Below are 19810 nucleotides of genomic sequence, written 5' to 3' on the forward strand. Positions count from 1 at the left end.
ACCAAATCGCAGGTCAGAAGGCCCGGCCGCTAGCAGCGACCGGGCCTGATGCTGTCACGTGTCCGATTTTGGGAGCGCTTTGGGAGCGGCCCATCCGAATCGTTCCCGTTCGGGCTCCCGGTACGGCGCTAGAAGCTCGTCCAGCACCTGCACCGCTGACCGGGGCGACAGTGCCGCTCTCGCTGCCAATGAGTCCTCCCACATCCTCTGTAGGGCTGCCACGAGCGCGGCCCGCATGGTGCCGCTGATGTGGCTGTAGACGCCGCGCATACCGGGAACCACGTGCCCCATCCGGTCGGATTGGAGCACGTACGGAATGGCCGCCTCATCCATCCACGTCTCGTGTCCGTGGCGCCATCCATGAGGGGTCAGGCCGGGCAGGATCGGCAGCCACGATGCCAACGGCGTCTCGTCGGGGATGCGGGCTCGGCCGCGGCCGGTCGGCGAGGTGTAGGCCAGGTCGCCGGGCGGCACGGCCGGCCACGCAGGGAGCGGCTTCCCGGGCATCGGGCCGGACGCATCGACCAGGACAGGCATTCTTGGTCTTGGATTGCGTCCAGCTCGGGCGGGGTGCCATCCGTCTGCGGCTGGACGAATGATCCGCTCGCTGTAGTTCGAGCGGCGGAAGTGCCCGCCCCGCGGGCCGAGAAAGACGAACTCACCGCCAGCACACCACGGAATATCGCCGCTTTCGTGAGGTGCGACCTGGCACGTGCACTTCTTTGCTCTCGGCGAGATCAGCCGGACCAATAGCCTGTATAGGAACGGCGGTATGTCGACGGTACGCATCGAGCCATCCTTAGGGCGGCCTCGGTAGAACCGTCCGTTCAGCTCGTAGAGCTTCCAGTGGATATCGATCTGTCCGGGTCGGACGCACTCCGGCGGAAGTCCGATTGCCTCACTCCACCGCGCGCCCGTGTACGCGATGGTTACGTTCATCGTGAAGTCCGTCTCTTCGCCCGACAGTATGGCGGCCCGCTCCGCCAGCATGAGCGCTTCAAGTGGACTCGCCCACACCTTCTCTTGTTTCTCAATTCGCTCGATGCGTCGCTGTCCCTTGCGGCCTTTTCCCCGTTTCCGGACTGCTGGATTTGTCTGGATGTAGCGCGGAACTGCATCGGCTAGCACCGTGGCCAGCGTCGAACGGATGTCGTGGGCGGTACGGCGCGAAAGACCAGTGGCAACGAGGCGTTTTTCCCACTTCGCGATTTCCTCAGCCGTCAAGGATCCCAGCGCCTCGGAGCCGTATTCCGGAAGGATATGAACCTCGATCATGTAGCGATAATTATTCATTGTTGTGGGTTCGAGGTCGAGGGATGGATACCAAAGGTTGACCCACTCGATCAGCGTTATTTTTCCTGAGCGAGGGTCGACGTATCGGTTACCGCGTATTTCCGACTCTTTGTCGCGCCCGTACTCTTCAGCGGCCTTCCGACTCTGAAACCCTGGTTGGGACTCAAGAGTGCCGTCCGGGCCGCGCCAGCGGGCTCGCCAGAGGTTCCCACGTTTCTCGGCATATGCCATGGAGTGACTGTTCTCCTCGGTCGGATATTGAACTATGCAGCGGCGTTGTGCGAATTCGTTTGGCGGCGAGGTCGGGCGCGGAGCGGGGTGACATTGGACGGCTTTGGCAATGCCTGTCGAGGTGCCTTCGTCCTGCGGGTTCTGACGGGGGTTTCCTCACTGGGCTGATCGGGACTTGCCTCAAATATCGCGACGATTTGCATCAAATGATCTGCCGTGAACCGATAACATCCGCCGAGCATGCTGAATGGAATCTTCCTTTTCGCCGCCTGGCGTTCGAGCCAACTTGGGCGGACTCGCAAGATCGTGGCGGCCTCCTCGGCGGTTAGGAGGGTCGGCACTCCGGTCAAGCGGCCCTGCGGAGTCTGTGCGCTGTTCACTGGGGAAGCGCCTGCCTTCCTGAGGGTTGATGGGCCGTGCGGAACGGCCCTGTGCGCCCGTTCTGCACGCGAGGGGTGTTCAGGGGACCGTGGGGGTCCGGGTTTGGCAGAACGGCTCAGCGCGGCCCGTTGAGAGCGCCGTGGAGCCAAGATCGGTGCAGGGTTGGTATGAAGGGATGGCCCGATGTCTCTATGGGGCTCTCAGGCGGTCGGGTTTCCGCGCGGTGTCGAATCGGCCTGGGTTGGCTGAAACATCTCCGCATCTCCGCAGCAGGGTGTGTGACCTGCGGTTATGTGCTGCGGAGATGCGGGAAAGTCATCTCCGCGCATCTCCGCATCTCCGCATGATCTTGGGGTGGTTCGGGTTGCGGAGATGCGGAGATGTGCGGAGATCGGTTCGGTCGCATCTCCGCAGCTTGTTTTCCCTGGTAGAGGGAGGGTTGGTCGGTGGCTTGCGGAGATGCGGAGATGTTTCAGCGGTTTCGGGTTACCCGTCGTGGTGCTCGACATGGAACACGGACCGGTCGCCGCGCTCGGACGGTTCGGCGCGCAGCACGTATTCGCCGCGCCACCTGCCGTTTTGACCCTTGAGCATGCGACCGAGCATGATCGCGTTGGGCAGCCGGCCGTTCTTGGTGGTGATGAACAGGCCGTCCCACGGGTCGTGCAGCTCCCCGCCGAGCTGCATCGGTTCGGCGCTGGCTCGCAGCTTCGCGGCGGTGATCGGCGAGTTGCCGTGCCGTTCGTGCCAGGCCGACAGGAAGCCGCGCCAGCGGGTGGCGTCCTCGTCGACCTGCCGCACGTCGGCGATGTTGGTCAGGAATCCGTCGATGCCGTGGTGGGTGAGGAACCCGCCGAGGGCTTGCGCCCATGGGGTGAACTGCCGCATCGAGATTCCGCCGGAACGGGGTGCGCCGGCGCGGGTCCAGTCGAGCACGAGCACGAGCAGGTGCCAGAGCACGGTCATCTGGTTGGCCGGGATGGTGATCCACTGGTCGAGGTGCGGGATGCCGAACCCGGACTGATCCCGTGATTCGGGGTGCGGCATGTTCGGGTCGAGGTGTACCCGCACCGTGCGTGAGGCCATGTCCCCGCCGACTTGGAGGTTGTTGCCGGTGGCCATCCACAGCCGGTCGTTGACGGATGCGACGTTGCGGGACGCGCCGAGTTGGCGATCGGACCATTCCCGCTGGGTGATGAGCTGGGCGAGGACGGCGGAGTCGATGACGGTGCCCTCGGCCAGGTTGTCCCAGATGACCACGCCGACCTGTTCGGCGAACACGGCCGTGATGGATTTGCGTAGCTCGCCGTCCTCGTCGGGCCAGGTGAGGATCTTCTGGCCGTAGAGCATGCCCGGACCACCGGTCAAGATCGACTTTCCGGATGCGGGCATGGTCGCGTCGATCAACCCGAACGGGGTCAGGCTGCGGGTGAAGTGTCGCAGGATCGGGGTGGCCAGCAGCGCCACGTAGTTGGCCCGGTCGGCGGGCGACGACCAGGGGAAGTCGCGCAGGAACCGGCCGAGCAGGAACGCCCGTGCGTCGGCGACCTGCTCGGGTGTCGGCGTGTCGGGCACGGGCGGCAGCTCGACCTTGGAAGCCAGGTAGAGGCCGGTGGCCGGGTCGTAGCCGGGTGCCTGTAACAGGGTGCCGTCACGGCGGAGTACCGGCGCGCCGATGATCGCCCGTAGTGCGGGGACGCCGGGCCAGGTCTTGCCGGCCAGCACCGCGGACAGCGTGCCCGCGGCGGGGGTGCACTCCTCGTCGTACGGTTCCATCTCGCCTCCGGCGTCCTTGCGGTACTTCGTGCGGTAGACGTGCGCATGCTCGGCCAGCAGCCCAGCGAGGCCGGCCGGGTTGAGCGGGCTCGCAGCGACCGGTAACGGGCAGTCCTCATCGGCGGCGCCGTCCAGGCCACCCGAGACGGTCTCCATGTGCACCAGGGCCCCGGTCGTGACGTACGTGTCCGGCAGCAAGCCATTGGCCAGCTCCCGCTTGAGGGTGCGGATCGTCTCCGGGCCGGTGCCCACCTTCACCCGTCGCGCCGCAGGGGTGGCGCCGTCACTCATGCGACCCTCCTGGGGTTGCAGGCTCCGTAGCGCAGGCCGGAGCGGATGGTGCGGGCGGTCTCCCGCTCGGTCAGGCCGATGGCCAGCGCGGTCGGTGTCAGTGCCTCGATCACCTCCTCTTGCGACAGGGCGCCCCCGGCTGCGAGCTGGCCGAGGGACACCGCGGCACCGAGTAGCGAAGCGTTGCGTTCCCCGGCGGGCGCGGCGGCGAGGTGGACGAGGGTCCGGCGGACCGCGGCCCGCACGTACGCACCCCGCCGGAATGCGGAGAAATCGCCCAGCACCTTGCGCGGCCCGGCCGGTCCGGCCGGGCGCAGCAGAGCAGCGAGCCAGCCGGGCAGCACGAGCGGCGGCCGGTCGAGCAGCACCCGGTACGCCCGGCCGCCGGCGGTCGAGCCGGGGCCGACGACGTAGCCGCCGTGCGCCCGGGTGTCGATCAGGTAGCCGAGGCCGCCGCGGTCGCCTTGGGTGTTGCGCAGCGGCGGCCCGCCCGGGTGCTCGAAGAACAGGTGCCGGCCGCCGTTGCCGGTCAGCACCGTGTACGTGTCGTCCGGTACGGGCTGCCCGTGCTCGCGGCACAGGTCGGTGAACACCTCCAGGCCGTGCCGGTAGTGCTCGCGCCCGGCCGGCGCGGTCGCGGCGGGCTTGCGCATGTCGAGGTCGATCACCACAAGGCGGGAGGGGCCGCAGGCGATGCCGATGTTGTACGGCGTGCGCGCCCACGCCCGCTCGATGCGGGCCGGGTCGGTGGTGGCGCGGGGTTCCCACCCGGTGTGCCCGCCGTGGCAGCGCGGGTCGGTGCCGGGGCATCGGTCCTCGGCGTGGTCCGGGAAGGCGGGCCGCTTGGCGTGGTCGGTGTCGTGCGGCCGGTTGTCGGGTCGGAGCGGGAAGACGTGCCACCCGCGGGTGGCGTGGCCGAGGGCTGCGGCGCGCAGCGCGCCGGGGTCGGGCATGTTGGGTCGTCTCCTTTCCCGGCGCGGCTCGGCGAGCCGGCCGTGGGCGCGGCGAAGTGCAGGGTGGCCGGCTCGTCGGCCGGGGGTTGCTGTTCGGCGCAGACCTTGTGGCAGGGTCGGTCGTGTTCGTCGCGGCAGATCGCTGGACTACCGCAGATGCGGCACGGCCGGGCCGGACCGGTGCTGTGTTCGCGCCAGTCCAGCCAGCCGATGGTCATGCCGCGAGGTCGAGCTGTTCGCCGGTGATGGCCTCGACCACGGCGGCGACCAGGTCGCGGGCGGCGGGTGGGGTGACGGCGTTGCCGAGCATCCGTACCTTGGCGCGTTTCGACGCGGGTACGAACCGGTAGCCGGGGGTGAACGCCATCCCGGCGCGGATCTCATCGACGGTCAGCATCCGGAACGTGCATTCGTCGACCGCGGGCGCCGTGCCGAGCAGCGCGTCTCCCTCGACCGTGGTCTGTGCGGGCAGCGGGTCACCGGTCGGGCGTAGCCGGCCGGTGTCGTACTCGTACACGGCGTGGTCGAAGCGGATCAGCGACTGATGCCCGGCGGTGGTCAACGCGCGCGTCGGCTCGTCGACCGGGGTGGACATCTGCCCCTGATCCCCGCGGGCGGTGTTGTTGCGCATCAGCAGCGCCTGATGCGTGCCCGCGGCGGCGAACGTGAGCAGCGGCGAGCGATCGGCGGGTTTCGCGACGCCGTTGTTGCGCAGCGGGATGACCAGGGCGGTTTCCGCGCGGGCGGTCTGCGCTCGCATCGGCTCCCGCACGTCGCGGGCCTGTTTGCCGTCGCGGGCCTCCACCGGCACCAGCAGCGGCGGGTAGACGACGGCTTCGGTCTCCCGGGTGGTGCGGGAGCGCATCGGCAGGCCGGCCGGCCGCGCTGCCTCGTTCCAGGTGCCACCGGCCGGGGCCAGCAGCGCCCCGGACCAGCGGGCCAGTCCGGCGGCGATCCGAGCCCGGGTCTTGGGCTTGAGCCGGTCCCCGATCACCACGCCGGGCAGCGACCAGTCCAGCACGGCCGCCGCCGGGAGCACGTACGGGGCGACCTGACGGCCCCTGCAGGCCGCCGCCGGGCATCGGTAGGTGTACTGCTGCCCGTACCGCATCGTCCGCCGCACGCCGGGCCGCTTGTCCACATACACCGCCCGCACGTCGCCGCAGGCCGGGCACCACGCCCGCGGCCGGGTCCACTTGGCGAAGTCCGGCACCTGGCCGTTCTCGCGCCAGAACACGAAGTACACCCGGTCACGCAGCTGTGGCGCCGGGTCGCCCAACGCCCCGGCGAACGCCGAGTTGAGAATCACGATCCGGTGCGCGTAGCCGAGCAGCCGCATCCGGCGCAGCCACTCGTCCAGGTATGCCCACTTGAGCACGTCGGTGACGTTCTCCACGATCACCGCCCGGTAGCGGTGCACCTCGGTGAACCGGGGAACGTCCTGCATCAGCATCCGCGACCGCACGGCGGCCTCGTCCGGCAGCGGCTCGTCGTCCTCGGTCGCGAACATGTCGAGTTGCACGGGCTTGCCGTCGTAGTCGACTTTGCGGCCCTTGGCGACCGACCAGTTGGTGCACTCCGGGGAGAACCAGCCGATGTCCGTGGTCGGGTGCCTGCGCGGGTCGATGCGGGTGATGTCCTCCCGGTCGTGATCGGCGTCCGGGAAGTTCGCCGCGTGCGTGTCCACGGCGAGCTGCCAGTGATTCGAGGCCATCACCACCCGCACCCCCGGCACCTGATGCATGCCGGTCGAGCTGCCTCCGGCACCGCAGAAGTAATCCGCGACGGTCAGCACGGCTCACCGCCGAAGCACTCCGTCCGCGGGCAGGCGACCGCGCCGCGGGCGAGGGCCGTGGGCACCGACAGCTCATACAGCCGGCCGCCCGGGTCGCTGTCCGGGCTGCACGCCGGTCGGATCTCGTCCCGGAACGGGGTGCTGCCGTCGAACTTGGTCGGCGCACCCATGTCCGTGCCGTCCGGGCGGTGGTAGAGGCGCTCGATACGGTGGGCGGTGGGGTCGTCCGGGAATCGGATCGCGACGGCGACGAACCCGGTCAACCGCTCGTTCTCGGGGATCAGTCCGGTGGCGGTCATGCGGCCACCGCCTGGGGAGTGACCTCGGACGGGGCCGGGGTCCGGTCGCACCTGCTCTGGATGATGACGTGCTGCCAGCCGAGGCTGGTGACGTCGCTGCGGTAGGGCGACTCAGCCCGTACTCGCTGATATGAGCAGGTGGGCTGAGTGATCGTGTTCTCCTCAACGGCCAGGCCTAGCAGGGCCGCCCAACCGCGGACTCCGTCGCGGTGATCGTCGGGCAGCTCGATCCGCAGGTGGTTGGGGTCGTCCCAGCAGGTGAGGTTCTCGGGCAACGGGAGGTCGTGCTCGGTGTGCGTGTCGAGCAGCCACCGCAGCGTGGTTGCTCGCTGCCGCCCCGCCTCGCCGTCCGCCGTCACGGTGTCGGGGGCTTGCTCGACATCCGGGGCGCCGGTGGTCGCGGCGCGGCGGGCGAGTCGGTCGAGGCTCCCGGCGAGGGTGAGGCCGAGCATGCCGGGCTGCACGGTCTCGGCGAGCACGAGCGCGGACAGCGCGGTGTCGATGGCCTCGGCCACGACGTCATCCCACGTGTGTGTGGTCCCCTTGCGCGGGTTCTGGCCGAGAACGCCGATGACGGCCTGGGCCATCTCGCCGGCCTCTTCCTGAACCTTGAGGGCGCGGCACAGGGTTTCGGGCAGGCCGGCCAGGTCGGGATTGCCGCGCTGGTCGAGCTGGGCGGCGAGGCGGCGGGCGGCGTCGGTGATGGTGGTCATGCTGCGGGCCTCCGATCGAGGGCGGGGCGCTGGTTGCGGGCGTGGTCGAGGGCGGGCGGCCGGACGGCCGCCACGGCGTAGAGCAGCTCGCGGATCAGGTGCAGGGCGACGCCCAGTTGCTTGCGGGCGATCGATTCGCGGGCGTTGATCGGGATGCGGATGCGGATTTCGGCGTAGTCGCTGGTTTCGGTGTGGACGCGGTTGAGCACACCGCGGGCGCCGAGCGGCCCGTCGGTGTACATGTCCGGGGAGGTGTGGACGTTGAGGCCGCAGCGGTGGTCGCGGGCGCACCAGCCGGTGTGTTCGGTGGGCCGGCGGTGCAGCTGGGCCATGGTCGAGGCGGCCATCAGCGGGTGCCTTTGTCGTGCAGGTCGCGCAGGTTGTTGATGATGCGGCGACCGATGCGCAGGCTCTTGCCGGAGCCGTTGCAGCGGCGGCAGTCGCCGAACGCGCGGCCGAACGGGGAGCGGCGTTTGCCGTTGCCTTTGCAGCGGGTGCAGGCGGCGAACGGCCAGAGCCAGCACCCGATTCCGTAACCGAGGGTGAGCAGGACGGAGGTGATGAAAATCAGTCCGATCAGGCCGTTGGTGTGATCGGCGGCGGCGGTAGCGGTAGCGAGGGTCGCAGGCATGGAAGTGCCTCCAGAGCGGTTTTCGCTGGTGGGAGGGGTGCCGCCTCTACCCCCTACCGGCCCGTATATGCGCTGACGAGGGCGGTAGGGGGTAGAGGTAGGTTCCGGCCTACCGGTAGGGCGGCAGGCCCTACCGGTCAGGCGCTCTTGCGACGGCCGATCGCGTCGTCAATATCGGTCAGGCGGCAGCCGTTCTTGTTGACACCTTTGACCTTGACGCCCACGCTCGGTACGTGGTCGCGGAGCAGTGCGGAGACGGCCTCAGCGGTGACGTCGGCGTAGTGCTCGCTCAGGTGCTCGGCGAGCCGCTCGGCGATGACCGTCCAGTGCAGGCCGGGTTCGCCGGGCAGGAACACGCCGCGGACGTCGGTGAGGCTGTCACGTAGCTCGCGGGCGACCTTCTCCCCGGCCGCGTAGCCAGCCAGGGTGCCGGCGGCTTCGCGGTGCTTACGCGCGGCGACCAGGATGCGCTCGGCGTCGGTATGGTCGGCCAGGTAGGTGCGCACGACGGCGGTGTCGTCGCTGTGGCCGTAGAGGATGCCCACGCCGAGGTACTGCTTGCCGGTGGGCAGCGCGGACGCGTCGTAGCCCTCGGCGTAGGCGTCTCCGCCGAGGATGGCGCGGGAGACGACGTCGTTGCCGCACTTGAGGGCGAACCGCACGTCGTGGTTGTCGCGGTAGCGGTTGAACAGCCGGGCCACGTCGCCCGCGCCGACGCCGGAGGGCTTCTGCGACGACGACAGGATGATCACCCCAGCCGAGGGACCGACCGCTTTGACGAACGACAGCAGGGAGGCGATCTCCTTGTTGACGTCCTGGTCGTCGGTCTCGAAGTAGTTCTGGAACTCCTCCATGACCAGCAGCCACACCCGCAGCAGCGGGTACTTACGCGACAGTTCCCGGGTGATCTTTCCTTCCGGGCACTCGGAGGTGGGCAGGCTCGCGAGGAAGTCGTTGACCTGCTCGATGTGCTTCTTGATCTCGCGCAGCATCTCCAGGAAATGCGTGATCGGGTCGTTGTCGCGGGAATTGGGCACCACCCCGCACACGTACCGGTAGGCGACCAGCCGGAACTTGTCCCAGTCCGCGCTCATCTTCCCGTCGGCGACCAGCAGCATCACGTACGGGTCGAGCGCGGCGAACAGCGCGAGCGCCCGGGTGGTGAACGTCTTTCCCTTACGCGGCATCGCCCCGATCAGGATGCTGACCCACATCAGCAGCAGGCTCACCTTGCGGCCCCGCTCGTCAAGCCCGAGCGGCGCCTCAGCCCAGATGTCGCGGACCTTCAGGTCGAGCAGCGGCGTCTTGCCCGCCGGAATGGCGAGCGGGTCACGGTCGGCGACGAACAGCACGTGCCGCCGGTGCGAGCTGGAGTCGCGGGTGATGAACACCTGGTTGATCGACACGTCCAGACCGGACGCGATGGCGCCCTTGGCCTTGATGACGTCGTCGAACGTCTTGCCATAGGGAAGATCGATCGTGACCTGCGAGCCGGTGCCGGACCCGTCGCGTGACATCGGCGAGCCGAACATGACCTGCTGGTTGGGTTTGTCCGGGTGGCCGAGCCCGGCGGCGTAGTAGGCGCGCAGGATGATGTCGGGGTTCACCCGCCGGAACCGGGACGCGACCACCGCGGCGGACACGATGGGCCGGTCCGCGGGCCGCCCGTACCGGGCCAGCATCGCCACCACACCGGCGGCCCCGAACGCGAGCACCCACCCCGGGGCGAGGGTCCACAGGACCGGGCCGAGGATCACGGCGGTGCTGACCTCGCAGACGATGACGAACCCGCGCCAGGCCCGGGTCGCTTTGACCTCACGGTGCAGCTTGTACCAGGCGGTGTCGTCCTGCCGGTCGGCGGCGGCTTGCCGCAGCGTGTACTGCTCGGACACCCACCACCAGCGGATGTGCGCGCCGAGCATCCGCAACAGTCCCCACACCGCCCAGAAGATCGCCTGCGCGGCGTACCACGGGGACCGGATGCCGTGGTACCGGACCCGGTACCAGGCCAGCATTCCGGCCTCGCGCAGGCTCGCCTTGACGTTCGGCCAGCCCGACCAGGCGGACGGGATGACCGGCCGGCGGCCGGCCGTGTCGGTTTCCGGGGTCTCGACCGGGCCGCCGCCCGGGGTGGGCTCGTCGTCAAGGGTCAGGTCGTAGTGGGTGCCGGCCGGGTCCTGCTCGCCCCGGCCGCGCCGGGTCCGCTCGGCGGTGAGGTCGAGCACCGCGGCCGCGGGCATGTCGGCCTCGGGCACGTCGCCGAGGCCGCCCGCGGTCGGGGCGTCGTCGTCCGGCACGTCAGCGCGGCCGTTGTTGTCGTGGGTCACTGGCGTACCTCCCTGATGGTGGGGTTCGGGCACCGGGCGGCCGATTCCGGCCGGCCGTGGATGTGCGGGGTGGGCATGATGGTGGTTCCTCCACGGGTTCGTGAGGGCTCGAGATATGTGCGGAGGACCGGGGCGCGGCCGGTGGTTGGTAGCCAGAGAGGCCGCGCCCCGGGCGTCGTCAGAACTCGTCGGTGTCCTCGGCCCGCCCGGCGCGGGCCTGCGCCGGTGCGTCGTGCGGGCCGCCGGGGTCGCGCGGGTCGTCCTGGTGCTGGTCGTCGCGGTGCGCGGCGGCGATCTGCTGGGCGAGCAACCCCATGCGGATGCGTTCGTCTTCGTCCATCAGCACCGGATTCCGGCCGGCGGCTCGCTCGTCGCGCATCTGCCGGTCGACGTGCGCGGGGTCGACGCGCAACTCACGACTCTCGCCGGTCTCCGGGTCGGTGGTGAACAGGTACTTCTTGCCCATAGGACACTTCTCCCGTCGGTGTCGTCGGGCTAGAACTCGTCGCTGTCCTCGGCCCGGTCAGCGCGCGCCGGCGGCGACGGGTCGGGTCCCGCCGCGGGCGCCGGTTCGGGGTGCTGGTGTTCGGTGTGCTGCTGTGCGGTGTTCTGGTCGGCCGGTGTGCCGAGTTTCCAGAACGGGACCTGTCCGGGCTCGGCGACGTGGGTGAACACCCCGGAGTCGGTGACGGCCTGGTGCTTGCCGGGGTCGGCGCCTTCCAGGTGTGAGCCGTCGATGAGGATGCCGTCCACGTTGGCCGCGGTCGCGACCTGCTGGGCCTGCGCGAGGCGCTGCGGCGTGGGGCGGGCGTTCGGGTGCTCGCCGGCCTCGGCGCGCAGCCCGGCCGCGTACTCGCGCGCGGTCGCGGCGGCGGCCCGCTTGTCGGCCGCCCATTGCTGCGGGTCGGCCTGCCCGGCGCGCTGGGAGAGGACTTCGGCGGCGTTGTCGGCCAGCCGGTCCAGTTCGTCGGCGCCGCGCTCACAACGCGCGGCCAGGGCTTCGTAGCTGTCGGAGGGGGGTTGCACGATGGATGTCTCCCTAGATGCTTGTCGGGGTGATCAGGCAGCGGTGCGGGCCGGCCGGGCGGTGGTGTCCGGCCGGGGCTGAGGACGCCGGGCGGCCGTGGTCGCCGGCCGCGGCTTCGCGGTCGCCGGGACAGGCCGGGCCGGCTTGGCGTTGCGCCGGACGGCTTTGCGCACGTCACGGCGCTTCCAGACGATCGGGGTGCGCACCAACGCGACCGGCATGCCGCGGCGGATGAGCAGTGCGTGGAAGTTCGGCAGGCCGGCCAGCATGGCCGGGGCGATGACCGGTACCCGGCGGGTGCTGGTGCCGGTGAGCCGGCCGTCGCCGTCGCGGGTGTAGGTGGTTTCCTCGCGCTCACCGGCCAGGTCGGTGAAGGCGCGCAGGTCGGCGGCGTCTTTGCAGCCGCCGTAGACCAGCACGGCGGCGGCACTGTTGAGGATCATCGATGCGCCGTCCTTGCCCCACCGTTCCCGGAGCTGGCCCAATCCTTGGCAGGCGGCGTGGATGGTGATGGAGCGTTTACGCAGCTCGGCCATCCACCGGTCCAGCGGGGTGGGACAGACCAGGGCGACCTCATCGAGCACGAACGTCAGCCCGGGGTCGAGGCGGCCACCCGGCAGCCCGGCGGCGGTCCGGCGGGCCTGATGCGCGATCTCGGCGACCAGGGCGGCCACGAGCGGGCCGACGGTGCCGTCGTCGTCGCCGAGCAGGTAGAGCGTGCCGCGCCGGCCGGTCAGTTCGGCCACCGTGAACACGCTGGTGTCGGGCTCCGGGTCGCCGACCTCGGCAGCCGACGGGAGGGTGATCCAGGCCAGCGCGGGTGCCATCGCCAGCATCACGCCGTCACGGGTACGCGCGCTCATGTCGACCGACTGCGCGGCGGCCTGACGCATCTCCGCCGCACGGGGGGAGGTTTTCAGCGCGGTCAGGATCGCCTCGCGGGCGGTGTCCGGGTCGGCGCACCACGCCTGCACGTCGGCCATCCGGTAGCCGCCGAGCGCGGCGGCGTGCAGCCACACCGCCAGTACCCGCCGGGCCTGGGCAGCCCAGCGGGCGCCCTCGGCGCCGTGGGTGTCGAGCGGGCCGATCAGGTCGGCCGCGCGGCGGGCGGCGGTCGCCGGGTCGGTGCAGCCCGACAGCGGTGACCAGCGCAGGGTCGAGGCCCGGCCGCCGAGGCCGCCGGGGTTGAACACCTGCACCGGGCCGCGCCCACGGCGCGACGGCGCGGTCAGGTCGTGCAGGTCGGTGGCCGTGCTGGTGGTCACCACCCCGCCGGGGGCGTCGATCACCCGGTTGGCCAGCTCGGCGGTCTTACCGGTGCCGGGGATACCGATACGCAGCGTGGACTCCTCACCGGAGGTCCACACCGTCTGCCGCCCGGCCTTCGCCAGCGGCACGGCGAAGGTACGCAGCGGCACCCGCCACCGTCGCCACCACGGCAGCGAGGCCAGCGACGGGCGGATCACCGCGGCCTTGCGGCGCATCGCCCACCCGGACGAGGTGCGCCAGATGTCGAGGCGGGAGGCGGTGCCGGCGTTGCGGCGGGCGTGCGCGTCCCAGCGGCCGATCAGCGCGGTGGAACCCGGCCGGCGTAGCCGCAGCCACACCGGCAGCACACCGACGGCGAGCCCGGCCAGGATCAGCGCGGCGCCGTGCAGCCGGTGCCCGGGGTGGCCGGCCAGCATCCACCCGGCGGTGCTCAGCAGTAGGCCGGCACCGACGGCGCGGGCCAAAGTCTTCGCGGTCAAGGTCATCGGATGCTCGTCTCAGAACTCGTCGGCCGCGTCGTCGGCGGCGGTGGGCGGGGTTTGCGCGAAGTCCGGCCCGTCGGCCGGGTAGCCGGCCTGATCGGGTTGGCGCTGTGCCCGGTGGGCCAGCGCGAAGGGGTAACCGGCCCGCGGGTCGGTGTACGGCACAGTTTCAGCGGCGATCGCGGTCAACATCCGCGCGACCACCGGATCGCGGCGGCGCAACACCGCCGGTCACATCTCGTCGGTGTCGTCGCGCTCGGCCTGCCGGACGGCGGCGTGGGCGCGCCGGGCGTCGGCCAGCCGTTGCGCTTCGGCCATCGTCGACAGCCGCTGCGCGCGGTTGCGGTCGATGACCTCGGCGTGCTGCGCGTTCAGGTGACGGTCGGACATACTGGACTCCTCTCCGAAGTCCTCCAGGGCGGTAGGGAGACCGGCGGCACAGCACGTGCTTGCAGGCTGTGGGCTGTGCCGCCGGGCGAACTCAGCTCTTGCGGTCGCGGTTGCGCAGGGCGCGCAGGATGCGGATCGAACCGTCCGGGCACAGCCGCCGGTAAGCCGTCACGGCGTGCCGGGCGTCGGTAATTCCGTCCAGGCGCGCGAGGCGCCACGCGCCGTAGGTTTCGCGTAGCGCGCCGACGCCGGGAATCCAGCGGGCGGCGCCGAACGACACCGAGTGCCGGGCACGCTGGCCGGTGCCTTCCTGCACCCACCGGCGCACCCGCCGGACGATGATTTCCAGCAGGAACGGTCCCGCCAGGCTCATGGCGGGGAAGAACCACACCGCGTCCTTGGCGATGCTGCCGGTGCTGTGCGAGTAGTTCGCATAGGCGGACATGCCGGCGAACGCCCACACCAGCCACGCGAACACCCCGGCCGACTCACCACGCCACGCGCAGTACACGACCAGACCGACACACACCGCCGCGGCGGCGTCCAGCGCGAAGAACGTGACCAGCGGCCACGGCCCGGACAAGCCGAGCCCGAACGGGCTGCCCGCCCACGCGATGATGTCCTGACTCGACAGTGCGATCGGGGCGACGATCACCCCGGCCAGCAGCACCCCGACCAGCGACAGCAGGGCCGCCATGCCGTAGCGGGTGACCTGCGACGCCCGCCGGGCCGCCGCGTGGGCGACCGGCGGAGCCGGTGGCGGCGGTTCGACCTCGGCGCGTGGCGCGGTGGCCGGGGCAGCATCGACGACCGGGCCGGCGTCGGTGGCAGGTGCCTCGGCGGGCGGGGCGGAGACCGGCGGCGGGACCAACTCCAGCACACCGCGTCCGGCGGGCGGCGCTTCCTGCTCGGTTGCATCCGGCACCGCGGTATCGGCGGTCAGGGCCTCCATGACCGCGGTGGCCTTGGGCGAGCCGATCCGGAACTGCTTCATCAGGATGTTGCGCGACAGCGGCCGGTCGAGGGTCGCGGCGAGCGCGCGGGCGCGCGGGATCAGCGCTTCCACCGCAGGCGGGTAGGCGCTGCGGGTGGCGGTCGTAGTGGTCACGAGTGTCCTTCCGAGATCCAGGGCAGGGGTGGTCAGAGACCGTCGGCCAGGGCCGAGGCGAACGCGCCGATACCCGAGGCGATGTCGACCACGAACCCCGCAGCGTCGGCCGGGTTGGTGATCGCGTAGAAGACGGCGAACGCGAACACCGCGACGCCGAGCAGCTTGCGCAGGTTCATCAGGCCACCGCCCCCGGGCCGCGGCGGCAGCCGGCCTGGTCGGCGGCGGACGCGAGGTCGAGGGCCGCACGGATGACGCGCTTGTTGGCCCGGCGCACGCGGCGCCAGTCCAACTCGGTCGGGCCGCCGCGATCGGCGGCCTCGATGATTCCGATCTCCGCGGTCAGCAGCCCGATCTCGGCGTTGATCAGCGGTTCTTCCCGCTCGATCGCGGTCAGGTCGGCAGCCGACGGCTCATCGGCGGTGAGGTCGAATTCGTCCATAAGACGGCGGTGTCCTTCCGAACAGGAGGTCAGGCGGCCCGCGGCAACCGGCGGGCGCTCACCCGACGGCTGCCGGGACGGCAGCTCTGGCAGTGGGTTTCGTTCGGCGCCAACGGCGCCAGTTCGGTGCAGCCCGGGCACTCGCGCCAACAGGCGCTCTGACGTGCGCTGATGCGGACGAGCGAGGCTAGAGAGGCCATGACATGCATCTCCTTGCGGTCGATCGGAAAACTAGGGAATGCGGTACACGGGGCGCTCCCCGCTGCCCGCCCCCGCCATCGCGGGGCCGGGCAGCCGGAAAATCAGGGGGGTGATCGCGGGCGGGGGACCCGGCCGGGGTATCAGGCGCTGGTCAGGATGTTGTCCAGTTCCTTGGTCATCCGGCGCCTGCCGTTCTTGACCATCCGCTCGGTGGCCTGCTTGTTGGCCTTGCGGGTGGCGCTGGCCTTGGCCGCGGCGGCGGACCGCTTCGCGGCCTGCTCGCGGGCCTGCTCGACCTCCCGGCTTTCCATCCGGTCGGACAGCCACTCGGAGAACACGAACAGCGCGACGATCAGCACGCCGTAGATCCGCTCGCCGAGCGTGTTGCCGGCGAAGACGTTGCACGCCAGGCTCAGCGCGCCCGCGGTTATTTGGACGCGGAAGCCGAGGCGGCGGGTGGCGCTGCTGAACGCGTCGCTGCGCATAACCATCCCGATCACCGCGATCCCGTCGATCGCGAACGGCGTTGTCCACGACTGCCACCCATGCAGGTCCAGCTTGTGACTGGCCTCGATGATGTGCGTGAAGCTGACCGCCAAAGCACCCAGGAAGTACAGCTTCACGATGGCCTTTACCAGGCAAAACTTGTTCATTGAAGACTCCTACGCGAAGCGGAGCACGCCCAACGGGGTGCTACGGAACGCTTCGCGCTACGCGGGTGCCGAGGCCTCGAACCCCAGTGGCTGCCAGTCACCCACGGCCCGCAGATGGGGCCGTTCGATCGAGCTAGGTCTACTTGCCCGCCACCGCGCGCTCACGCCGCCGCCACCGCCCGCAGTGCCTCGCGGGGTTGAACGCCGGTCGCCTCATCGCGTGCCCACCGTCGATACCGACGGCTACGGGACAGCCAGTGTTCTGCTGGCCGCTGAGCAGGACTGAGACCTGTCTCTTACTGCTGGCACCGCCTGGACACAACAGGTGGGGCACCTGACCGGTTCGCAATACGCGGTTCGGTCAACACCGCCTCTGTGGAGTTTTCAATGAACCAAAACTTAGTTGCGACACCTTGATGCGCATCACGGTAGCGAAACATGGGCCGGTTGCGCAAGAGGGTTGCGGTACCCTGTGTCTATGGCTGACGAGCGGGACGCGTTGATCGCTGCGACGAGGCGATACCACCAAACCGAGACGGCTCATGAGGACGCCCGTCAGCAGGCGATTCAAGCGGTCCTAGCTGCTCTGCGGGTCGGCGTCGGCCCCACCGAGGTGGAGCGTCTGTCGCCCTTCACTGGCACTTACATCCGCAAGATCGCCCGCGAGAACGGCATTCCCCCGGCGCCGCCGGGGCCGAAGCGCGCAACTGCATAGTCCGTCATCGCTCTCAGCTCCCCTTCCTGGCGTTCCGGCGCGTTCACCGGCCGCATCACTAGGAAAGCCGGTCGAGAGGGCCGGCGGCAGGGTGCACGAGGGGGTGCACGTGTGCACCCAGGGGGTGCACGATCCTGCTTTACTACGGCGGGGAGGTAACGGAAGGTGGCGGTAAAGGAACCGAATCGACGCCTAGCGGCCGTGATGGAGCAGGCAGGCGTGACCAACAAGGGCCTCGCCGCGCGTGTCCGCACCGAGGGGCAGCGGATCGGCCTGACGCTCTCGACCGATCACGTCTCCGTCAAGCGATGGCTGGATGGCGGTCGGCCGCAGGGCGACACCGCGCGTTGCATAGCTGCTGCACTCGGCGCCAAGCTGGGACGGGTTATCACGTTCGCTGAGATCGGATTGGACTCGGTCGGGGATGCTGCCCCGATTGATCTGACCTCGGAAGGCGCCTTGTACCCATCGGAGCCGTCTCGTTCAATCGATGTGATCGACGGCTTGACGGATGCTGATATCAGAGATGACTCGGTCGCGGCGAAACTGCCGTGGGACTCTACGGCTACGCCTGGCGTCATTACGGGCTACCTATTTGCAGAGCCGAGTTGGACTGAATCCTCCAGGGACATTTCTTTCGCAGCGGCTGGAATTGCCGGGCGAATTCGTGCAACTGTGAGGAATCTAACGCAGCTCGATTTCCAGTATGGCGGTGGCCATACTCGGAAACTGCTTCTGTCGTACTGGAAGACCGAAATCGTTCCAGCGCTTCGCGGCGGTCTCGGCAATACGGCAAAGCGTGACGTGTTTGCCGCTGCGGCCGACGCTGCGGAGGTGCTTGGCTGGAGTGCGTACGACGCAGGTAGGCACGGTGCAGCGCAGCGGTACTTCGTCCAGGGGCTGCGGCTTGCCCGAGAGGCCGGCGATGCCGTAATGGGCGGCCAGATTCTTTCCAACCTCAGCCACCAAGCCAACTATCTCGGCAACTTCACTGAGGCAATGCATTACGCACGGGCTGCGCAAAGTGCAACTGTCGGCCAGGCATCTGCGACGGTGAACGCAATGTTCCTTGCGATGGAAGCGCGGGCGCTGGCCAGCCTCGGAGACGCAAAAGGATGCGGCGCGGCGCTGAACCGGGCCGAGCAGGAATTCGGAAGGCGGCGTGAGAGCGACGATCCTGACTGGATCTCGTACTTTGACGCGCTTGAGTTGGCCGGCGAGGCCGCTCATTGCTTCCGGGACCTTGGGCACTCTCGTCACACGCAACTGTGGGCAGCCAGGGCAATTGACCCTGTCCTGACGCCCGCTAGGACGCGGTCGTTCATCTGCATTGTCCATGCCGATGGGGCACTGGCGGATGGCAACCTTGATGAGGCGCTTGCCCTGGCAGGTCAGTCGGTAGAGCTGGCCGGTTCGCTTCAGTCCAGCCGTCACCTCCGCTACGTTTCAGACTTCTATTCATCCTTGATGCTGAAGTACGACAATCACGCCGGGGTAAGAGAATTTACGGCGCTGCTTCGGTCAAAGAATCCCGAGCTGGCTGAATCGGTGAACCGTTCCTAGAACGGTCGCCATGTGGACCTAATCCCATCGCGGATCGTTCTCATTCGAACTGCATATTCGTCGGCGATTTCCGCGGATTCCCCGACATTCTGCATCAGCCAAGTGGTCATTTTGAGTTCATGGACTCGCCTTAGAAAGGGGAATCCTTCCGACCAGGATCTGACGTCGAAACCATAGGCGGAGACGAACGACCCATACTCCGCGGCCGTCCACCAGCCCGCCGTTTCGTATTCAGTGGCGGTCATGGCCAAATCCCACTCGGGTTGCCCCCACGCGAACCTTTCGAAATCGATTAAGAGGGGCATGCCTTCACGGATCATGATGTTTTCGGAGTGCGCATCACCGTGCGTGGGTGCGGGGGAGAGAGGGAAATGAAGGGAATCCAGTCCTAATCGCAGCTCACGGAGCTGCGCCAGTAGGAAAGCCTTGTCGAGGCTAGGTACATCGGCAATCGCTATCCGGCCTTCAACTCGGCCAAGGATATCCTCAGTGGGCAGTGTAAATGTCCCCGGTTTCGGCAGTTGATGTAGGCGCCGCAGCACTGTTCCGAGAGTGCCAATGTCATCACGGTTGCCGTCTCTTCCGTCTATATAACGCCAAAACGTGACCGGGTGACCAGAGACCTGAATTGGTTGCTCGACATCCACGACTTCAGCGGCGGGAAAGCGCTGATCGGCAAGCCAGCGAGCCACCCTTACTTCGTTTACCGCATCGTCCCAGTAGTCCATGGTTCTGGCGATCCGGACCACCGCGGAAGCGGCAGGGAGGTGATAGAGCGCATTCTCCCCCAGCCGCATAAGTCGGGAGCCCATGGTTTCCATGTTGGTGACCGCGCAGCTCTTCCTCAGCACGTCGGCGGCCAGCGAGGCGGAAAAGGGCGGCGCGAGGTCGCGAGACATGGCTTCACCTTACGGTCAGCGCGGCAGCCAAGCCGCTACAGCGGAGGGGTGGTCAGCGGCGGTCGATGATGGGGACGGAACGAGCCTCCAGGGGGACCGGGGACCGGGCGGCTGAACCGGAAGGGACAGTCGTCGGGCATCCGCGCGACGCGACCAAGCCGCACCGCTGAGTCGCTAGGGGGTTGCTACGGCGGGGGCGCCGGCCGCCGGAAGCGACGGCCTTCCGCCAGTGAGACTGGGAGCGGAAGTGGGAGCGGACCGAGTGTGGGAGCCGCGGCCAGGTGCGGGTCAGCCGACGTCAGGAAGCGTAGGGTGATACCTTTGAGCTGGCAAAACGTGCGCCACGGCAGATCCTGATCACCCGCGACCTT

Annotated in this window: 22 protein-coding genes; 2 read left to right on the forward strand and 20 right to left on the reverse strand. The window is 69.1% G+C overall.

The features are described from left to right. Nucleotides 1–54: 54 nt before the first annotated feature. The 19 genes from Ari01nite_RS48695 to Ari01nite_RS48780 form a co-directional block, all read right to left on the reverse strand. The gene (locus Ari01nite_RS48695) at nucleotides 55–1524 is read right to left on the reverse strand and encodes a tyrosine-type recombinase/integrase (RefSeq protein ID WP_203791495.1); all 1470 of its coding nucleotides are present in this window, start codon (nucleotides 1522–1524) and stop codon (nucleotides 55–57) included. 32 nt (nucleotides 1525–1556) lie between these two features. Then, nucleotides 1557–1904, reverse strand: a complete 348-nt coding sequence (locus tag Ari01nite_RS51615; protein ID WP_369076797.1) for a helix-turn-helix domain-containing protein — start codon at nucleotides 1902–1904, stop codon at nucleotides 1557–1559. A 487-nt stretch (nucleotides 1905–2391) separates the two neighbouring features. After that, nucleotides 2392–3972: a hypothetical protein gene (locus tag Ari01nite_RS48700; protein ID WP_203791496.1), complete on the reverse strand. Its 1581-nt coding sequence runs from the start codon at nucleotides 3970–3972 to the stop codon at nucleotides 2392–2394. Beyond that, nucleotides 3969–4925 carry a bifunctional DNA primase/polymerase gene (locus tag Ari01nite_RS48705; RefSeq protein WP_203791497.1) on the reverse strand — a complete coding sequence of 319 codons (957 nt, stop codon included), beginning with the start codon at nucleotides 4923–4925 and terminating at the stop codon, nucleotides 3969–3971. The genes Ari01nite_RS48700 and Ari01nite_RS48705 overlap by 4 nt, the downstream gene beginning before the upstream one ends. 214 nt (nucleotides 4926–5139) lie before the next feature. Continuing rightward, on the reverse strand, nucleotides 5140–6720 hold the full coding sequence (locus Ari01nite_RS48710; protein WP_203791498.1) for a DNA cytosine methyltransferase: 1581 nt from the start codon (nucleotides 6718–6720) through the stop codon (nucleotides 5140–5142). Next, on the reverse strand, nucleotides 6714–7019 hold the full coding sequence (locus tag Ari01nite_RS48715) for a hypothetical protein (RefSeq protein WP_203791499.1): 306 nt from the start codon (nucleotides 7017–7019) through the stop codon (nucleotides 6714–6716). Before Ari01nite_RS48715 ends, Ari01nite_RS48710 begins: the two co-directional genes overlap by 7 nt. Next, complete coding sequence (locus tag Ari01nite_RS48720; RefSeq protein WP_203791501.1) at nucleotides 7016–7732, reverse strand: MazG-like family protein; 717 nt, start codon at nucleotides 7730–7732, stop codon at nucleotides 7016–7018. Before Ari01nite_RS48720 ends, Ari01nite_RS48715 begins: the two co-directional genes overlap by 4 nt. Next, complete coding sequence (locus tag Ari01nite_RS48725; protein ID WP_203791503.1) at nucleotides 7729–8079, reverse strand: hypothetical protein; 351 nt, start codon at nucleotides 8077–8079, stop codon at nucleotides 7729–7731. The genes Ari01nite_RS48720 and Ari01nite_RS48725 overlap by 4 nt, the downstream gene beginning before the upstream one ends. Then, nucleotides 8079–8363 carry a hypothetical protein gene (locus tag Ari01nite_RS48730; protein WP_203791505.1) on the reverse strand — a complete coding sequence of 95 codons (285 nt, stop codon included), beginning with the start codon at nucleotides 8361–8363 and terminating at the stop codon, nucleotides 8079–8081. The genes Ari01nite_RS48725 and Ari01nite_RS48730 overlap by 1 nt, the downstream gene beginning before the upstream one ends. A gap of 137 nt (nucleotides 8364–8500) precedes the next feature. Then, nucleotides 8501–10690: a cell division protein FtsK gene (locus Ari01nite_RS48735; RefSeq protein ID WP_239163694.1), complete on the reverse strand. Its 2190-nt coding sequence runs from the start codon at nucleotides 10688–10690 to the stop codon at nucleotides 8501–8503. A 178-nt stretch (nucleotides 10691–10868) separates the two neighbouring features. Further along, nucleotides 10869–11156 (reverse strand): hypothetical protein, encoded by a 288-nt coding sequence (locus Ari01nite_RS48740; RefSeq protein WP_203791506.1) that lies wholly within the window; start codon nucleotides 11154–11156, stop codon nucleotides 10869–10871. Between the two features lie 29 nt (nucleotides 11157–11185). Next, nucleotides 11186–11716, reverse strand: a complete 531-nt coding sequence (locus tag Ari01nite_RS48745; protein WP_203791507.1) for a hypothetical protein — start codon at nucleotides 11714–11716, stop codon at nucleotides 11186–11188. 33 nt (nucleotides 11717–11749) lie between these two features. Continuing rightward, nucleotides 11750–13471: a type IV secretory system conjugative DNA transfer family protein gene (locus Ari01nite_RS48750; RefSeq protein WP_203791508.1), complete on the reverse strand. Its 1722-nt coding sequence runs from the start codon at nucleotides 13469–13471 to the stop codon at nucleotides 11750–11752. A gap of 12 nt (nucleotides 13472–13483) precedes the next feature. Then, nucleotides 13484–13693 (reverse strand): hypothetical protein, encoded by a 210-nt coding sequence (locus tag Ari01nite_RS48755; RefSeq protein ID WP_203791509.1) that lies wholly within the window; start codon nucleotides 13691–13693, stop codon nucleotides 13484–13486. A gap of 6 nt (nucleotides 13694–13699) precedes the next feature. Then, nucleotides 13700–13858 (reverse strand): hypothetical protein, encoded by a 159-nt coding sequence (locus Ari01nite_RS48760; protein WP_203791510.1) that lies wholly within the window; start codon nucleotides 13856–13858, stop codon nucleotides 13700–13702. Between the two features lie 91 nt (nucleotides 13859–13949). After that, a complete protein-coding gene (locus tag Ari01nite_RS48765) occupies nucleotides 13950–14966 on the reverse strand; it encodes a hypothetical protein (RefSeq protein WP_203791511.1) in 1017 nt (338 codons plus the stop codon). Nucleotides 14967–14998: 32 nt separating this feature from the next. After that, the gene (locus Ari01nite_RS48770) at nucleotides 14999–15145 is read right to left on the reverse strand and encodes a hypothetical protein (RefSeq protein ID WP_203791524.1); all 147 of its coding nucleotides are present in this window, start codon (nucleotides 15143–15145) and stop codon (nucleotides 14999–15001) included. Continuing rightward, on the reverse strand, nucleotides 15145–15408 hold the full coding sequence (locus Ari01nite_RS48775) for a DUF6284 family protein (protein WP_203791512.1): 264 nt from the start codon (nucleotides 15406–15408) through the stop codon (nucleotides 15145–15147). Before Ari01nite_RS48775 ends, Ari01nite_RS48770 begins: the two co-directional genes overlap by 1 nt. Before the next feature lie 341 nt (nucleotides 15409–15749). After that, nucleotides 15750–16262, reverse strand: coding sequence for a DUF2637 domain-containing protein (locus Ari01nite_RS48780; protein WP_203791514.1), 513 nt, complete (start codon nucleotides 16260–16262; stop codon nucleotides 15750–15752). A 478-nt stretch (nucleotides 16263–16740) separates the two neighbouring features. Here Ari01nite_RS48780 and Ari01nite_RS48785 point away from each other — a divergent pair, with 478 nt between their 5' ends. Then, entirely contained in the window at nucleotides 16741–16977 is a 237-nt protein-coding gene (locus tag Ari01nite_RS48785) for a hypothetical protein (RefSeq protein WP_203791516.1), read from the forward strand. Between the two features lie 165 nt (nucleotides 16978–17142). Continuing rightward, nucleotides 17143–18540, forward strand: a complete 1398-nt coding sequence (locus Ari01nite_RS48790; RefSeq protein WP_498371185.1) for an NsdA family TPR-like regulatory protein — start codon at nucleotides 17143–17145, stop codon at nucleotides 18538–18540. On the opposite strand, the gene Ari01nite_RS48795 is transcribed toward Ari01nite_RS48790, so the two are convergent. After that, a complete protein-coding gene (locus tag Ari01nite_RS48795; protein WP_203791520.1) occupies nucleotides 18537–19439 on the reverse strand; it encodes an aminoglycoside phosphotransferase family protein in 903 nt (300 codons plus the stop codon). The genes Ari01nite_RS48790 and Ari01nite_RS48795 overlap by 4 nt on opposite strands. Between the last annotated feature and the right edge of the window lie 371 nt (nucleotides 19440–19810).

It is taken from the genome of Paractinoplanes rishiriensis (assembly GCF_016862375.1).
Taxonomy (GTDB): domain Bacteria; phylum Actinomycetota; class Actinomycetes; order Mycobacteriales; family Micromonosporaceae; genus Actinoplanes; species Actinoplanes rishiriensis.

What these genes read in the sequence shown, in the direction of transcription:
- Ari01nite_RS48695 (WP_203791495.1), bottom strand. Translation starts at nt 1,524, where the DNA reads ATGGCATATGCCGAGAAACGTGGGAACCTCTGGCGAGCCCGCTGGCGC.
- Ari01nite_RS48700 (WP_203791496.1), bottom strand. Translation starts at nt 3,972, where the DNA reads ATGAGTGACGGCGCCACCCCTGCGGCGCGACGGGTGAAGGTGGGCACC.
- Ari01nite_RS48705 (WP_203791497.1), bottom strand. Translation starts at nt 4,925, where the DNA reads ATGCCCGACCCCGGCGCGCTGCGCGCCGCAGCCCTCGGCCACGCCACC.
- Ari01nite_RS48715 (WP_203791499.1), bottom strand. Translation starts at nt 7,019, where the DNA reads ATGACCGCCACCGGACTGATCCCCGAGAACGAGCGGTTGACCGGGTTC.
- Ari01nite_RS48720 (WP_203791501.1), bottom strand. Translation starts at nt 7,732, where the DNA reads ATGACCACCATCACCGACGCCGCCCGCCGCCTCGCCGCCCAGCTCGAC.
- Ari01nite_RS48725 (WP_203791503.1), bottom strand. Translation starts at nt 8,079, where the DNA reads ATGGCCGCCTCGACCATGGCCCAGCTGCACCGCCGGCCCACCGAACAC.
- Ari01nite_RS48730 (WP_203791505.1), bottom strand. Translation starts at nt 8,363, where the DNA reads ATGCCTGCGACCCTCGCTACCGCTACCGCCGCCGCCGATCACACCAAC.
- Ari01nite_RS48740 (WP_203791506.1), bottom strand. Translation starts at nt 11,156, where the DNA reads ATGGGCAAGAAGTACCTGTTCACCACCGACCCGGAGACCGGCGAGAGT.
- Ari01nite_RS48750 (WP_203791508.1), bottom strand. Translation starts at nt 13,471, where the DNA reads ATGACCTTGACCGCGAAGACTTTGGCCCGCGCCGTCGGTGCCGGCCTA.
- Ari01nite_RS48760 (WP_203791510.1), bottom strand. Translation starts at nt 13,858, where the DNA reads ATGTCCGACCGTCACCTGAACGCGCAGCACGCCGAGGTCATCGACCGC.
- Ari01nite_RS48770 (WP_203791524.1), bottom strand. Translation starts at nt 15,145, where the DNA reads ATGAACCTGCGCAAGCTGCTCGGCGTCGCGGTGTTCGCGTTCGCCGTC.
- Ari01nite_RS48775 (WP_203791512.1), bottom strand. Translation starts at nt 15,408, where the DNA reads ATGGACGAATTCGACCTCACCGCCGATGAGCCGTCGGCTGCCGACCTG.
- Ari01nite_RS48780 (WP_203791514.1), bottom strand. Translation starts at nt 16,262, where the DNA reads ATGAACAAGTTTTGCCTGGTAAAGGCCATCGTGAAGCTGTACTTCCTG.
- Ari01nite_RS48785 (WP_203791516.1), top strand. Translation starts at nt 16,741, where the DNA reads ATGGCTGACGAGCGGGACGCGTTGATCGCTGCGACGAGGCGATACCAC.
- Ari01nite_RS48795 (WP_203791520.1), bottom strand. Translation starts at nt 19,439, where the DNA reads ATGTCTCGCGACCTCGCGCCGCCCTTTTCCGCCTCGCTGGCCGCCGAC.